This window comes from Micromonospora chaiyaphumensis (assembly GCF_900091435.1).
Taxonomy (GTDB): domain Bacteria; phylum Actinomycetota; class Actinomycetes; order Mycobacteriales; family Micromonosporaceae; genus Micromonospora; species Micromonospora chaiyaphumensis.
In genome coordinates this window covers 55463-68624 of record NZ_FMCS01000006.1, presented here as the reverse complement: position 1 = coordinate 68624, position 13162 = coordinate 55463, and the positions used below count along the sequence as shown (strand labels likewise).

The 13162-nt window shown below is 73.4% G+C and carries 13 protein-coding genes and 3 tRNA genes; 3 read left to right on the top strand and 13 right to left on the bottom strand.

The genetic code is table 11. From position 1 onward, the window contains the following. Positions 1-7 precede the first annotated feature (7 nt). The gene (locus tag GA0070214_RS17310) at positions 8-715 is read right to left on the bottom strand and encodes a DUF899 family protein (RefSeq protein ID WP_091264259.1); all 708 of its coding nucleotides are present in this window, start codon (positions 713-715) and stop codon (positions 8-10) included. Positions 716-852: 137 nt separating this feature from the next. Here GA0070214_RS17310 and GA0070214_RS17305 point away from each other — a divergent pair, with 137 nt between their 5' ends. Continuing rightward, positions 853-1773, top strand: coding sequence for an RNA polymerase subunit sigma-70 (locus tag GA0070214_RS17305; RefSeq protein ID WP_091264256.1), 921 nt, complete (start codon positions 853-855; stop codon positions 1771-1773). A gap of 122 nt (positions 1774-1895) precedes the next feature. Here GA0070214_RS17305 and GA0070214_RS17300 read toward each other — a convergent pair whose 3' ends face one another. The 9 genes from GA0070214_RS17300 to GA0070214_RS17260 all read right to left on the bottom strand — a co-directional run bounded on the left by GA0070214_RS17300 (position 1896) and on the right by GA0070214_RS17260 (position 8273). Further along, entirely contained in the window at positions 1896-2504 is a 609-nt protein-coding gene (locus GA0070214_RS17300) for a cadmium resistance transporter (protein ID WP_091264253.1), read from the bottom strand. Between the two features lie 207 nt (positions 2505-2711). After that, positions 2712-2785: transfer RNA gene (locus tag GA0070214_RS17295), tRNA-Phe, on the bottom strand. Positions 2786-2860: 75 nt separating this feature from the next. Then, positions 2861-2934, bottom strand: a tRNA-Asp gene (locus GA0070214_RS17290). Positions 2935-2967: 33 nt separating this feature from the next. Next, positions 2968-3040 (bottom strand) — tRNA-Glu (locus GA0070214_RS17285). A gap of 155 nt (positions 3041-3195) precedes the next feature. After that, positions 3196-3990 carry a polysaccharide deacetylase family protein gene (locus GA0070214_RS17280; RefSeq protein WP_091264250.1) on the bottom strand — a complete coding sequence of 265 codons (795 nt, stop codon included), beginning with the start codon at positions 3988-3990 and terminating at the stop codon, positions 3196-3198. 75 nt (positions 3991-4065) lie between these two features. Then, complete coding sequence (locus tag GA0070214_RS17275) at positions 4066-5013, bottom strand: MerR family transcriptional regulator (protein ID WP_091264248.1); 948 nt, start codon at positions 5011-5013, stop codon at positions 4066-4068. Beyond that, a complete protein-coding gene (idi, locus tag GA0070214_RS17270; RefSeq protein WP_091264245.1) occupies positions 5003-5608 on the bottom strand; it encodes an isopentenyl-diphosphate Delta-isomerase in 606 nt (201 codons plus the stop codon). Before idi ends, GA0070214_RS17275 begins: the two co-directional genes overlap by 11 nt. Next, positions 5605-7086, bottom strand: a complete 1482-nt coding sequence (crtI, locus tag GA0070214_RS17265) for a phytoene desaturase family protein (RefSeq protein ID WP_208602808.1) — start codon at positions 7084-7086, stop codon at positions 5605-5607. Before crtI ends, idi begins: the two co-directional genes overlap by 4 nt. A 29-nt stretch (positions 7087-7115) precedes the next feature. Next, positions 7116-8273, bottom strand: coding sequence for a polyprenyl synthetase family protein (locus GA0070214_RS17260; protein WP_091264238.1), 1158 nt, complete (start codon positions 8271-8273; stop codon positions 7116-7118). 63 nt (positions 8274-8336) lie between these two features. Between GA0070214_RS17260 and GA0070214_RS17255 the strand changes: the two genes are divergently transcribed. Beyond that, positions 8337-9263 carry a phytoene/squalene synthase family protein gene (locus tag GA0070214_RS17255; protein WP_091264234.1) on the top strand — a complete coding sequence of 309 codons (927 nt, stop codon included), beginning with the start codon at positions 8337-8339 and terminating at the stop codon, positions 9261-9263. A 34-nt stretch (positions 9264-9297) separates the two neighbouring features. On the opposite strand, the gene GA0070214_RS17250 is transcribed toward GA0070214_RS17255, so the two are convergent. Then, entirely contained in the window at positions 9298-10398 is a 1101-nt protein-coding gene (locus tag GA0070214_RS17250; protein WP_091265482.1) for a serine hydrolase domain-containing protein, read from the bottom strand. Positions 10399-10490: 92 nt separating this feature from the next. Between GA0070214_RS17250 and GA0070214_RS17245 the strand changes: the two genes are divergently transcribed. After that, positions 10491-11975 carry a dihydrolipoyl dehydrogenase family protein gene (locus GA0070214_RS17245; RefSeq protein WP_091264230.1) on the top strand — a complete coding sequence of 495 codons (1485 nt, stop codon included), beginning with the start codon at positions 10491-10493 and terminating at the stop codon, positions 11973-11975. Positions 11976-11978: 3 nt separating this feature from the next. On the opposite strand, the gene GA0070214_RS17240 is transcribed toward GA0070214_RS17245, so the two are convergent. Both GA0070214_RS17240 and GA0070214_RS17235 read right to left on the bottom strand, forming a co-directional pair. After that, positions 11979-12743, bottom strand: coding sequence for a crotonase/enoyl-CoA hydratase family protein (locus GA0070214_RS17240; protein ID WP_091264227.1), 765 nt, complete (start codon positions 12741-12743; stop codon positions 11979-11981). A gap of 56 nt (positions 12744-12799) precedes the next feature. Next, positions 12800-13117, bottom strand: coding sequence for an immunity 53 family protein (locus tag GA0070214_RS17235; RefSeq protein WP_208602807.1), 318 nt, complete (start codon positions 13115-13117; stop codon positions 12800-12802). Between the last annotated feature and the right edge of the window lie 45 nt (positions 13118-13162).

Genomic DNA, 13162 nt, shown 5'->3' with positions numbered 1-13162 from the left:
GAGGACGTCATCGCGGTGCGACGCCGGGGCGTGACCATTGCGCGGTGGGGCGGCCGTTGAGACGCCACGGGTGCCCGGTGACCCGCGGCCAGCCTTCAGGCGAGTCTTCCCAGTGCTCTTGCCGGCCGTACACCGTGAGGTCCAGGGCGTGGTAGCTGGTCGTCAACGCCTCCACGCCCCGCCCGGTGGTCCAGTAGGTCTCGTAGACCTGGTCGCCGTCGCGCAGGTAGCACGAGATGAACCCGAAGCCGCGACCGTCGGCCAGAGCCGGGTCGGAGTCTTTCGCCGAATACCAGGGGAACGTATAGCCCATGAATTCCGCGAACGGGGCACTTTCGTCGTAGGGACCCTGGCAGAACACGGCGTAGGTGACGTCCCGAGCGTGCAGGTAGTCCAGCATCTGCATGTGACAGGTCGAGAAGGTGCACCCCTCACACTGATCCTCGTACGGTTTGCCGTCGTGCCACATGTGGAAGTAGGCGATGAGCATCCGGCGGCCCTCGAACACCTCCACCAGCGGGGTGTCCCCGCCAGGGCCCTGCACCGTCACCGCCGGCATCAAGGTCATCGGCAGCTGACGGCGAGCCGCTGCGATCGCGTCTCCTTCGCGGGTATGGGCCTTCTCCCGGACCAGCAGTTCGTTGCGCTCGCGCAGCCAGGTCTCCCGGTCGACGACCGGGGGCGTGGCGACGTTGGACGCGGGGGTTGCCGTCATGGCTGTCTCCTTCGTGGAGCGGGGATCGGTCACAGGTACAGACGACCGAGCCGGCGATCGTCATCGGTGACCGATGACGGACGGGGTCCACGGTCGTCAGTACGGTTGTGAAAACCAGTCAGCCCCGGGGAGATCACATGCCCGACTCGCCTGACGAGCAGGCGGTCTGGCTGCAGCACGCCTTCGACGAGCACCGGCGTGAGCTACACGTGCACTGCTACCGCCTCGCAGGGAACGTCGCCGACGCGGACGACCTGGTGCAGGAGACCTTCCTGCGCGCCTGGCGGGCTCGCGACCGCTTCGAGGGTCGGGCGTCGGCGCGCACCTGGTTCTACCGGATCGCCACGAACGTCTTCCTCGACAGCCGCAAGGCGGCCGGTCACCGGACGATTCCTCATGGTGACCCCTTCGAGTGGTCCACCGAGCTCGGTCCCTATCCGGACGCTCTGCTGGCCGACGATCCGCAGACCGGTCTCGCCGCCCGGGAGACCGTCGAGCTGGCCCTGATCGCGGCGCTCATGTACCTGCCGCCGCGGCAGCGGGCGGCCTTCGTGCTGCGCGAGGTCTACGGCTGGACGCCGCAGGAGATCGCCGCCGCGCTCGACACCGCCGTAGCGGCCGTCAACAGCCTCCTCCAGCGGGCCCGCCACACCCTCCGGCGGCGCGCTCCGTCGGACCCGCAGGACTGGCGCCGCCCGCAGCTCACCAGCGAGGACGAGGAGATCCTGCGCCGTTACGCCAACGCGAAGGACCCGGAGACGTTCCGGGCACTGCTCGCCGAGGACGTACGGATCACGATGCCGCCCGAGCCGCCGGTCGTCGGGATCGACGCGGCCGCGGAGTTCCTCGGCCGACCGCTCGACTGGCGTACGTTCCCCACCTCGGCCAACGGGCGCCCGGCACTGATCAACTATCTCCGCCGGCCCGGCAGCCCGCACTACGAGGCGTTGGTCGTCGACGTACTCCGGATCGAGAACGGGAAGATCGTGGAGAGCAACGCCTTCATCGGTGCCCGTCACCTCGCCGCCTTCAGCATGCCCGCCACACTCGAGCCCTAGACGAGTAAGTCCCAGGGTTGGGGGCCTTTAACCATCGGGCGATGGGCTGGCCGCCGCCATGGACGAGTGCCGGAGTCGCTTCATCAGGTCGGCCAGAGTTCCGCTAGAACCACCAGGAGCGGTTACCCAGCTATCCGACCAAGGACGCCGGACTCAATCACGATCACGGTGCCGATCAGCATGAACACGCCCGGCACGATCCAGTGGCCGTACCGTTCAATGACGTTGACGACGCTGCGGTGGGAGCCGAGCCACGAGCCCGCCAGGCACCAGACGGCTACCCCGAGGGCGAACACGGCGACGGTGATCAGGCTGGCGGCAGGACCGATCGTGCGGAACATCGGCGTGTAGACCGAGATGTTGTCCGCGCCGTTGGCGATCGTGACCCCCATCACGGAGAGAAGACCCGAAGCCACGGCCGGAGTCGGCAGCTCCTCGTCATTGCGGCGGCGGATGGCCCCGATGAGGCCCCTCACCCCGAGCCCGAACGGGATCAAGCCCAGCAGACCCACCCACCGGTCAGGCACGATCGTCAGGCCAAGGGCTGCCACCGCGGAGATCGCCACTAGGGCACCAATTCCGCCGTACTGGCCGGCCCAAATCTGCCACCGCCGGGGCTTGCCGGCCGCCCGAGCGGACAGGAACAGGACGGTCAGCACGATGATGTCGTCGACGTTCGTACCGGCGAACACCCCGGCCGCAGCCGCCAGCGTTCCGAAGAGATCCCCCACGGCTAGGCACTGTATGTACGAGCGACCAGACGCGCAGCATCCAGAAGCGGGAACGGCGTGCGATCAACGTGCGAATGGGGGCGGTCACCAGCGGGATTCCGGGGTCAACCAAGGGCAGACCCGGCAGGCGGGATTTCGAGCCCAACGCAGAAGCGCCGACCGGCGTTTCCGCTGGTCGGCGCTCCGGTAGCCCGGCGAAAGGCTATGTGGCCAGGGGCGGGGTCGAACCGCCGACCTTCCGATTTTCAGTCGGACGCTCGTACCAACTGAGCTACCTGGCCGTGTTGCTCGGCTCATGCTACCGCACAGGCCGATACGCAGAACGCCGCGCATGAAGGGCGCGGCGTCAGCGCTTGCGGTCCTGACGGGACTTGAACCCGCGACCTCCGCCTTGACAGGGCGGCGAGCACTCCGACTGCTCCACAGGACCTAGCTGGTGTTGCATCCGGCGTGAGCCGGACCGTGCCCCCAACGGGATTCGAACCCGTGCTACCGCCTTGAAAGGGCGGCGTCCTGGGCCGCTAGACGATGAGGGCGGCCCCGCCATCATTGCACACTCGCAACTTCAAGCGGACTTGCTCCCATCCGGCCCCGCCGGAGGCATGAGAAGCATATGCCATGCCTCCTCGGTCGGCCAAACCGGTATGGCTGCCGGCGCGCAGCCCAGTGAAACCGCAGGTCAGAGGCGGTGTCACCGGAGCCGGGAGATCCCGTACCGCCGCTTGAGGTCGGGGATCAGGCGCCGGCAGGCGGCCATCGTCTGGGTCCGGTCGCCGCCCGCGTCGTGCATGAGCACGATCGAGCCGTGGTGGGTGGCGGCGGTCACCCGCTTGATGATCGTCTTCGCCGGTGGGTGCTCCCAGTCCTGCGGGTCGACGCTCCAGTGCAGCGGGCGCAGCCCGAGCTGGCGAGCCACGATCAGCTCCTCCGCCGTCCAGCGGCCGCCCGGCTGGCGGAACCAGGTGATCGGCGCGCGCGGCGCGGCGGCCCGGATGGCCTGGTTGGTGCGGACCAGGTCGGCCCGGATCTCGGCGAGCGGTCGCCGGCCGAGGTTGATGTCGTGGCGCCAGCTGTGGTTGCAGAGCTGGTGGCCCTCGCGGACGATCCTGGCCACCAGTTGCGGGTAGCGCTTGGCCTGCTTGCCGACCAGGCAGAAGGTCGCCGTGACGTGGGCCGCGCGGAGCTGGTCGAGGATCTGGGGCGTGTACCGGGGGTCCGGCCCGTCGTCGAAGGTGAGGGCGACGCCCCGGTCGCCGCTGGTCCGGTGCAACCCGGCGGGCAGGGTCTTCGGCAGTGGGCGCAGCTTCGGCTTCGGCGGGGTGGTGCGGCTCGGACTGGGGCGCGGCTTCGGCTTCGGCGTCGGCGTGGGGACGGCCGAGGCGGACGGCGGGGCGCCGGCCTGTGACGGCGTCTTGCCGGGCTCGCCGCAGCCGGTGAGCAGGAGCACTAGGCCGAGGGCGAGCGCCAGCACGGCGCGTGGACGCATCGTCGCTCCCGAGAGGGGTCGGGTCGGGCGGACTTTCCGACCGTAGTGGACGCCGCGCCGAATCGGGAGGGGCCGTCAGCCCGCCGTCGACTGGTCCAGGGAATCGCGTACGGCCACCGCCAGCGAGACCGCCTCGGCCAGGTGCACCGGGCGGACCACCCCGGCCGGGAGCGTGTCGGTGCGCCAGCCCGGCCCGGCGGCGAGCACCAGCAACGGGCGGCGCGGAGCGGCGAGCACCGCGGTGAGCTGCGCCGGATCGGCCGTGAGCGGGGTGTGCGACCAGAGCACCACGGCCGCCGGCCCGGTCCGGTGGACCGCCTCGAGCAGGGCGCCCACCGGCACCCGGGCGCCCAGCATCCGGTAGCCCACCCCGGCCTCGGCCAGGGCGGCGCCCAGCGCCTCCAGCGGCAGCGTGTGTTGTTCCTCATCGGCGCAGGCGAGCAGGATCCGGGCCGTCCCGGCGGCCGGGTGCGCCCGGGCCACGGTGGCGAACGCCTCGGAGACGCACCGGGACATCAGGTGCTCCACCTCGATGAGCCCGCCGGTGGCGGCATGCCGTTCGCCGATGCCGGCGAGCACGGGCCGGAGCAGCCCGTCCCAGGTCGGCACCACGCCGTCGGTGATGAGGGCGTGCGCGACGGTCTCCCCGATCGCCACCGCGTCCAGCCGCATGGCGGCACGGGCCACGCCCCGGGCCACCGGTCCGGCCCGGCCCACCGGGATCGTCGTACCGCCGCCGTCCCGGGCCGCTGCGACCCGGCGCTGCGGCCCGAGCCGCTCGGGCGGAAGGACGGCCGGCGCCTGCCGGGCCCAGCGGGCGGCCTCGGCGGGGGCGACGCCCTCGGCGGTGAGCCGTCGCATGATCTCCAGGCGCGCGAGGTCGGCCGGCGTGTAGCGCCGGTGGTGCCCCGGCACGTGCTCGCTCGGGCCGAGGCCGTAGCGCTGGTGCCAGGTGCGCAGCGTGGTGACGGCGACCCCCAGCCGCCGCGCGACGGCTCCCGCGCTCAGCGCCTCATCGGCCACCCGACCGCTCCGGTGCCTCGTCGGCCGGCGCGCCCGCCCGCGCCACGTCGGTGGCGGGCCGGGCCGGCCGCAGCAGCCGGTTCACCACCCCGCCGAGCCAGGGCGCGTACGCGCGGGGGTCGGTGTCCAGGTCGGCCTCCAGCTCGCGCGGGTCGACCCAACGCAGCGTGGCCACCTCGTCCGGGTCGGGCCGGATGGGCAGGTCGGCCGGTACGTCGGCGCGCAGCACGTGGTCGTACTCGAATTCGACCCGACCGGTGGCCGGGTCCTCGGCGTAGTAGACGTACACCCCGACCTCGGTGAGGTCGACCGGGTCGACGCCGAGCTCCTCGGCGAGCCGGCGGTTGGCGGCCTCGATCAGCGACTCGCCGGGCAGGGGGTGCCCGCAGCAGGCGTTGGCCCAGCGCAGCGGGAACCGGGTCTTCACGGCGGCCCGTTGCTGGAGCAGGATCCGCCCGTGCGGGTCCACCAGCAGCACCGAGAAGGCCCGGTGCAGCCGGCCGGGCGGCTGGTGGGCGGCGGCCACGGTGGTCTCGCCGAGCACGCGCCCGCCGTCGTCCACCAGCTCGACGAGGTGCTTCTCCCGCGCCGTCACGACACGGTCCCGGTGATGCGGGCGGCCGCGAGCTTGCCGCTGATGAGGACCATCGGCACGCCCACGCCGGGCTGGGTGCCGGAGCCCACGAAGACCACGTTGCCCAGCGTCCGGTGCAGGTTCGGGGGGCGGAACGGGCCGGTCTGGAAGAGGCTGTGCGCGGCGGCGAACGGGGTGCCGGCGGCCATCCCCTGCGCCGCCCAGTCGGCCGGGGTCACGGCGCGCAGGACCTCGATGCCGTCGCCGAAGCCGACGTAGCCCCGCTCCTCCAGCGTCGCCACGAGCTGGTCGGCGTAGCGGCGGGTCAGGTCGCCCGGCCAGTGCAGGGGCGCCCGGTCGAGGTTGGGCACCGGGGCGAGCACGTAGTAGGTGTGCTTCCCGGCCGGGGCCACCGACGGGTCGGTCCGGCTCGGGTTCGTCACCAGCAGCGACGGATCGCTCATCAGCTCGCCGCGCCGGATCACCTCGTCGAACGTGCCCTTCCAGGACCGCCCGAAGTGGATGTTGTGGTGGGCGATCCGGCCGTAGCCCTGCGTCGATCCGACGTGCAGCACCACGCAGGAGGGCGAGTAGGTGAGCCGGCGCTGCCGGCCCGGCGGCAGCAGCTCCCGGTAGGCGACCGGCAGGTCGGGGTTGAGCACCACGGCGTCCGCCGGGACGAACTCGCCGTCGGCGGTGACGACGCCGGTGGCCCGGCCGTGCGCGGTCGCGACCCGGGTCACCGTGGTGCCGTACCGGATCTGCACGCCGTGCTTCTCGGCCGCGCCGGCCATCCCCCGGGAGACCGCGTGGACGCCGCCGCGCGGGAAGCACACCCCGGCCACCGAGTCGAGGTACGCGATGACCGCGTAGATGGCCAGCGCGTCGTGCGGCGCGAGGCCGGCGTACATGGCCTGGAAGGAGAAGATCCGCTGGGTACGCGGGTCGCGGAAGAACTGGTTGATCTTGATCTGCAGCCGCCGGAACGCGCCGTTGGCCAGCAGTCTGAGCAGGTTGCCGGTGAGCAGGTCGGTCGGCGCGTCCAGGTTGCGCTCGATGAAGTCCGCCCGTTCCCAGCGCCACAGGTCCCGCGCGAAGTCGACGAAGCGCAGGTAGCCGTCGGCCTCGCGGGGCCCGCAGACCCGGGCGATCTCGGCCGCCATCCGGGTGGTGTCGCTGATGACGTCCAGCGTCGACCCGTCCGGGTAGTACGCCCGGTAGGCCGGGTCGAGCGGGGTCAGGTCGAGCCAGTCGTCCAGCTCCTCGCCGACCGCGCCGAGCGCCTCGGCGATCAGGTCGGGCATGGTGAGCACGGTCGGGCCGGTGTCGAACTCGTACCCGTCGACGCCGAGCCGGCCGGCGCGCCCGCCCGGCACCGGCTCGCGTTCCAGCACGGTCACCTGCCGGCCGCTGCCGGCGAGGTGCAGCGCGCAGGCCAGCCCGCCCAGCCCGGCGCCGACGACCACCACCCGGTCGGTACGCCCGCTCACGGTGCGCATTCCGGCCCTCCTGTTCGCGAAGTTGCCCATCATGCCCGCCGCGTCGTGGCGGCGGTGGCCAGGCCGGTCAGCGCGGTCCGCGCGGTGCCGTCGATCGGCGCGCCGTCGAGCGCCACCTGCGCCTCGGCCACCCGCTCGGCGATCATCCGTTCCACCCGGGTCACCGCCCCGGTGTCGCGGACCAGGTCGGCCAGGCGGGCCACCTCGCCCGCCCCGGTGACCGTGCCGGCCCGTTCCAGGGCGCGGCGCTGGGCCGGAGTGGCGAGCTGCCGCGCCAGCATGAGCAGCACGGTCGGCTTGCCGGTCCGCAGGTCGTCACCGGCCGGCTTGCCCGTCGTGGCCGGGTCACCGTAGACGCCCAGCAGGTCGTCGCGGAGCTGGAACGCCTCGCCGACGGCCAGCCCGTAGCGGGTGTAGGCGGCGATCAGCGGGGTGTCCGCCTCGGCGCCGGCCAGGGCGGCGCCGAAGAGCAGTGGCCGCTGGACGGTGTAGCCGGCCGTCTTGTAGCGGGCCACCCGCAGCGCCCGGTCGACCGACCAGTTCGCAGCATCGTGCTCGCCGAGCACGTCGAGGAACTGCCCGGCGACGGTCTCCACCCGCATCTGGTCGTAGCAGCGGCGCACGTCGAGCAGGCGGGCCGGCGGCACGGCGGCGTGTGCCATCAGCCGGTCGGCCCAGATCAGGCAGAGGTCGCCGATGAGCACGGCGACCGCCTCGCCGTAGCGCTCCGGGTCGCCGGTGTGCCCGGCCGACCGGTGCCGGGCGGCGGCGGCCCGGTGCGCGGTGGGCCGGCCGCGCCGGGTGTCGGAGCCGTCCATCACGTCGTCGTGCACCAGCGCGAAGGTGTGCAGCAGTTCGAGCGCGGCGAGCGCCGGCAGCACCGACGGCAGTGGCGCGTCGACGCCGACCACACCGCGCCAGCCCCAGTACGCGAAGGTCGGCCGGACCCGCTTGCCGCCGGCCAGCACGCAGTCGCGGGCCGTCGCGGCGAACCCGCCCATCGCCGCGTCGATCTCGGCGAGGGCGTCGACCTCGGTGGCCAGAAACGCGGCCAGGGTCTCGTCGACCCCCGTGACCAGGTCGTTGGTGAAAGCGGCCAGGACGCCACGGACCGGATCGTCGGTCCCCCCGGTCTGAGCCGGCGCGACGAAGCGGGGCGGACTACCGGCAACTGCGTCGTTGGCCATGTCGGCGAGCGTACCCTAGAGTGCGAGTTGCGTCGATTGCTGCGTCGAATCCGAGGAGGGCCGGTGGACACGGATCTCACCGCTGCCTACGAGCGCTGTCGGAAGCTGCACCGGCGCCACGGCCGTACCTACTATCTCGCCACCCGGCTGCTGCCCGCCTGGAAACGGCGGCACGTCCACGCCCTGTACGGCTTCACGCGCTACGCCGACGAGATCGTCGACCGCACCGACGCGCTTCCTCCGGCCGAGCGCGCCGCCCGGCTGGCGGAGTGGTCCGCCCGGTTCGTCGCCGGCCTGCACGGCGAGCCGGTCGACGACCCGCTGCTCCCCGCCGTGCTGCACACCATCGCCGTCTTCGACCTGGACCGCGACGACTTCGCCTCGTTCCTGCGCAGCATGACGATGGACCTGACGGTCCTGGCGTACCCGACCTACGACCACCTGCTCGACTACATGGAGGGGTCCGCGGCGGTCATCGGCACCATGATGCTGCCGATCCTGGGCAGCTCCGACCCGGCCGCCGCCCGCGAGCCGGCCCGCCAGCTCGGCTTCGCCTTCCAGCTCACCAACTTCATCCGGGACGTCGCGGAGGACCTGGACCGGGGACGGACCTATCTGCCCGACGAGGACCTGGCCGCGTTCGGCGTCACCCGGGACGACCTGCTCGCGGCCCGGTCCGCCGGCCGCGCCACCCCGCGGCTCCGCGAGCTGATCGAGTACGAGGTGACCCGCGCCCAGGCCCACTACGCGGCCGCCGCGCCGGGCATCCCGCTGCTCGCCCCGGCCTCGCAGGCGTGCATGCGCACCGCGTACGCGCTCTACGGCGGGATCCTCGACGAGGTGGCCGCCCAGGACTTCGACGTGTTCACCCGGCGGGCCCGCGTACCCCGGCGGCGGCGGGTGGCGGTGGCCGCGCAGGCGCTGGTCACCCCTGCCGGCGCGCCCGTGCGGGTCCCCGGCCCGGTGCTCCGGCCCGCCCTGGCCGCGTGAGTTCCCCGGGGCTGCCCGCCCCTGCTGGAGGCCGTTAGAGGCAGGAGTGCAGCGCCTCGACCAGCTCCTCCACGCGGTCGTGGTCGGCCAGCCGGGCGGTCGCGTACGCGAAGGTGTAGCCGCGTTCCGGGTCGGCCCAGGCGCTGCTGCCGCCGATCCCGCCCATGCCCCAGCTCCCGTCCGGCTCCCACTGCATGCCCAACGTCCAGGACACCGGCCGGTCCAGCAGCAGGTCCGGCCCCTCGTACTGCGTCCGGGTCGCTTCGGCGACCAGGTCGGGGCTGAACCGGCGTACCCCGTCGAGGGTGCCGCCGGCGAGCAGGCCCGCGTAGAGGCGGGCCAGGGCGGACGCGGTGGCGTGCAGGTTCACGGCGGGGAACTCCGTGCCGCGCCAGAGCGGGCCGTTGACCACCGCCACGTCCAGGCCGCCGGCCGGGTTCCCCACCGCCCGGGCACGCAGCGACCCCGGCTCGCCCAGCATCCGCACCGGCCAGCCCGGATCGGCGTACGACAGGTCGGCGCAGCGCCGCTGGTCCGCGGCGTCGAGGCCGAAGCCCAGGTCGAGGCGCCACGGTCCGGCGATCTCCTCGGCCAGGAACCGGCCCACCGGCCGCCCGTCCACCCGGCGGACCAGCTCGCCGACGAGGTGCCCGTACGTCCAGGCGTGCTCGCCCGCGACGCTGCCCGGCGCCCACTCCGGTTCGGCGGCGGCCAGGTCGGCGCAGAGCAGCCCCCAGTCGGCGATGGCCGCGGCGGGCCGGGGCACCGGGAACGCGGGCAGCCCGGCGGTGTGGGCGAGCACCTGCCGCACGGTGGCCGGCGCGCGGAACCCCGGCCAGTACGCCGACACCGGCGCGTCGAGGTCGACCCGGCCCCGGTCGACGAGCAGCAGGAGGCAGAGCGCGACCACCGGCTTGCCCACCGAGTAGACGTTCACCAGCGTGTCCGGCCGCCACGGCGCCTCGGCCCCCACGGCCGGTACGACCGCGCCGGGCGGTACGGCGGCGCGGGTGCCGCCCACCAGGTCGAGCACCGGCGCGCCGTCGTACCAGACAGCCAGCGCGGCGCCGGTCTCCCGGCCGGTGGCGAACAGGTCGTGGAAGCAGTCCCGGACCGGGGCGAAGCGTTCCTGCATGCGGCCACCGTAGGCGGTGGCGATGATCACCGGCGCGGGATTTCCGGCCCGACGCGGTGGCCGGTGGCGCGGCCGTGCGGAATGCTGGCGGCATGGCGGAGCCGGAACTTGTGGACGTGGTCGTGGTCGGGCTCGGGGTCGGCGGCGAGGAGGTGGCCGGGCGGCTCGCCGAGGCCGGCCTCACCGTGGTGGGCATCGAGCGGGACCTGGTGGGCGGCGAATGTCCCTACTGGGGCTGCATCCCGAGCAAGATGATGATCCGGGCGGCCAACGCGCTCGCCGAGGCGCGCCGGGTCGACGGGCTGGCCGGCAGCGCCGAGGTACGCCCCGACTGGGCGCCGGTCGCGAAGCGGATCCGCGAGGAGGCCACCGACACCTGGGACGACAAGGTCGCGGTGGACCGGTTCACCGGCAAGGGGGGCCGGTTCGTCCGGGGCAGCGGGCGGCTGGACGGCGCGAACCGGGTCCACGTCGGCGACCAGGTGTTCGAGGCCCGGTACGGCGTCGTCCTCGGCACCGGCACCCGCCCCTCGGTCCCGCCGATCGACGGGCTGGCCGACACCCCGTACTGGACCAACCACCAGGCCATCGAGGTCGAGGAGCTGGCGGATTCGCTGCTGGTGCTGGGTGGTGGCGCCATCGGGCTGGAGCTGGCCCAGGTCTTCGCCCGGTTCGGGGTCCGCGTGACAGTGGTCGAGGCGGCCGACCGCGTGCTCGCCGTCGAGGAGCCGGAAGCCTCCGAGATCGCCGCAGCCGCGCTGCGCGCCGACGGGGTCGAGATCCACACCGGGGTCCGGGCCGAGCGGGTCGCGCACGACGGCACGAGCTTCACCGTCCACTCCGGCGACCGCGCCTTCAGTGGCGAGAAGCTGCTGGTGGTGACCGGCCGCAAGGCCCACCTGGAGGAGCTGGGCCTGGATTCGGTCGGCATCGACTGCACGCAGCGCTACCTGCCGGTCAACGAGCGGATGCACGCCGCCGAGGGGATCTGGGCGGTCGGCGACCTCACGGGCGAGGGCGCGTTCACCCACATCGCCATGTACCAGGCGGGCATCGTCGTCGCCGACGTCCTCGACCACGTGCGGCGGATGAAGGGCGGGCCGGACGCCAGCGGCACCGCCAGCGTGATGGGCGGGGCGGCCGGCGTGGTCAGCGCGGTCGGCGGGTCGATGAGCGCGGGCGGCTCGGCAGCCGCGCCGGGCAGCGTGCCGGTCGCCGACTACCGCGCGCTGCCCCGGGTCACCTTCACCGACCCCGAGGTGGGCGCGGTCGGCCTCACCGAGCAGCAGGCCCGCGCCCGCGGCATCAACGTCCAGGTCGGCTACACCGACCTGACCTCGTCGACCCGCGGCTGGATCCACAAGGCCGGCAACGCGGGATTCATCAAGCTGGTCGCCGACGCCGACCAGGGCGTGCTGATCGGCGCCACCTCCGTCGGGCCGGCCGGCGGCGAGGTGCTCTCCGCGCTGGTCGTGGCGGTGCACGCCGCCGTCCCGGTCAGCCAGCTCCGGCACATGATCTACGCGTACCCGACCTTCCACCGCGCCATCGAGGACGCCCTGCGCAACCTGAAGTAGCCGTCAGTCGGCCGGCGCGCCGTGCCGGCCGGCGCCGGCGGTGAACCGGGCCGCGCCCTTCACGGCGTCGGTGACCAGGGACTCCATCCCGAAGGCGAGTTCGGTGGCCATCGCCTCCGGCTCGGGCAGCCCGGCGCCCGACAGCACCGCCGCCCGGTCGTTGCGCAGGCAGGTCTGCGGGTGCCGGGCGATCTCGGCGGCCAGCCGCTCGGCCTCCGCCCGGGCCGCACCCGGCGCGACCACCCGGTTCACCAGACCCATCGCGTACGCCTCGTCGGCGGCCACCGGGCGGCCGGTGAGGATCAGGTCCAGGGCCCGGCTCTCGCCGATGAGCCGGGGCAGCCGGACCGTCCCGCCGTCGATCAGCGGCACGCCCCAGCGCCGGCAGAACACGCCGAGCGTGGCATCCGACTCGGCGATCCGCAGGTCGCACCAGAGCGCCAGTTCCAGGCCCCCGGCCACGGCGTGACCGGAGATGGCGGCGAGCACCGGCTTGGACAGGCGCATCCGGGTGGGGCCCATCGGACCGTCGCCCTCGGGCTCGACCCGGTTGCCGCGCGGCGTACCGATGGCCTTGAGGTCGGCCCCCGCGCAGAAGGTGCCGCCCGCGCCCCAGAGCACGGCGACCGCCGCGTCCGGGTCGGCCTCGAAGGCCCGGAAGGCATCGGCGAGGGCCCGGGCGGTCGGGCCGTCGACGGCGTTGCGGGCCTCCGGCCGGTCCAGGATCACCGTGGTCACCGGACCGGCGTGCTCGACGCGTACCCCCATCGGATCAGCATGCCCTCGACGTCACCCGCCGCGCCAGCACTCGGTCCTGCGCGAGGTCAACCGTCGGCGTCCGCCCAGCGGCGGAACAGGTGCAGCGCCTCGCCGAGGTTGAGTGGGCCGCAGGCAGCATGGAACTGGGCGTTCTGCACCCTGGTGATGACCCAATCGTGCTGGCTGCGGTGGATCTCCTGCTGTTCGTAGGGCTGGTCCGCCAGACCGGTGTCCGCCACGTCGATGGTCAACGACCAACCCGGGTTGTCGAGCGACTCGATCCGGATGCCGTATTCGTGCTCCCAGTCGCCGTCGCACCGGATGGCGTACCAGGCCTGGAGCCAGGTCCAGACTCCTGGCGCTGCCTCGTCATCGTCGTGCACTGGTATCAACCCCTGCTCACGTCGTCCGAAGGGCAGGATTTTCGG

Coding starts and splice junctions, on each gene's coding strand:
- GA0070214_RS17310 (WP_091264259.1), bottom strand. CDS start 715: ATGACGGCAACCCCCGCGTCCAACGTCGCCACGCCCCCGGTCGTCGAC.
- GA0070214_RS17305 (WP_091264256.1), top strand. CDS start 853: ATGCCCGACTCGCCTGACGAGCAGGCGGTCTGGCTGCAGCACGCCTTC.
- GA0070214_RS17280 (WP_091264250.1), bottom strand. CDS start 3,990: ATGCGTCCACGCGCCGTGCTGGCGCTCGCCCTCGGCCTAGTGCTCCTG.
- crtI (WP_208602808.1), bottom strand. CDS start 7,086: ATGCGCACCGTGAGCGGGCGTACCGACCGGGTGGTGGTCGTCGGCGCC.
- GA0070214_RS17260 (WP_091264238.1), bottom strand. CDS start 8,273: ATGGCCAACGACGCAGTTGCCGGTAGTCCGCCCCGCTTCGTCGCGCCG.
- GA0070214_RS17250 (WP_091265482.1), bottom strand. CDS start 10,398: ATGCAGGAACGCTTCGCCCCGGTCCGGGACTGCTTCCACGACCTGTTC.
- GA0070214_RS17245 (WP_091264230.1), top strand. CDS start 10,491: ATGGCGGAGCCGGAACTTGTGGACGTGGTCGTGGTCGGGCTCGGGGTC.
- GA0070214_RS17240 (WP_091264227.1), bottom strand. CDS start 12,743: ATGGGGGTACGCGTCGAGCACGCCGGTCCGGTGACCACGGTGATCCTG.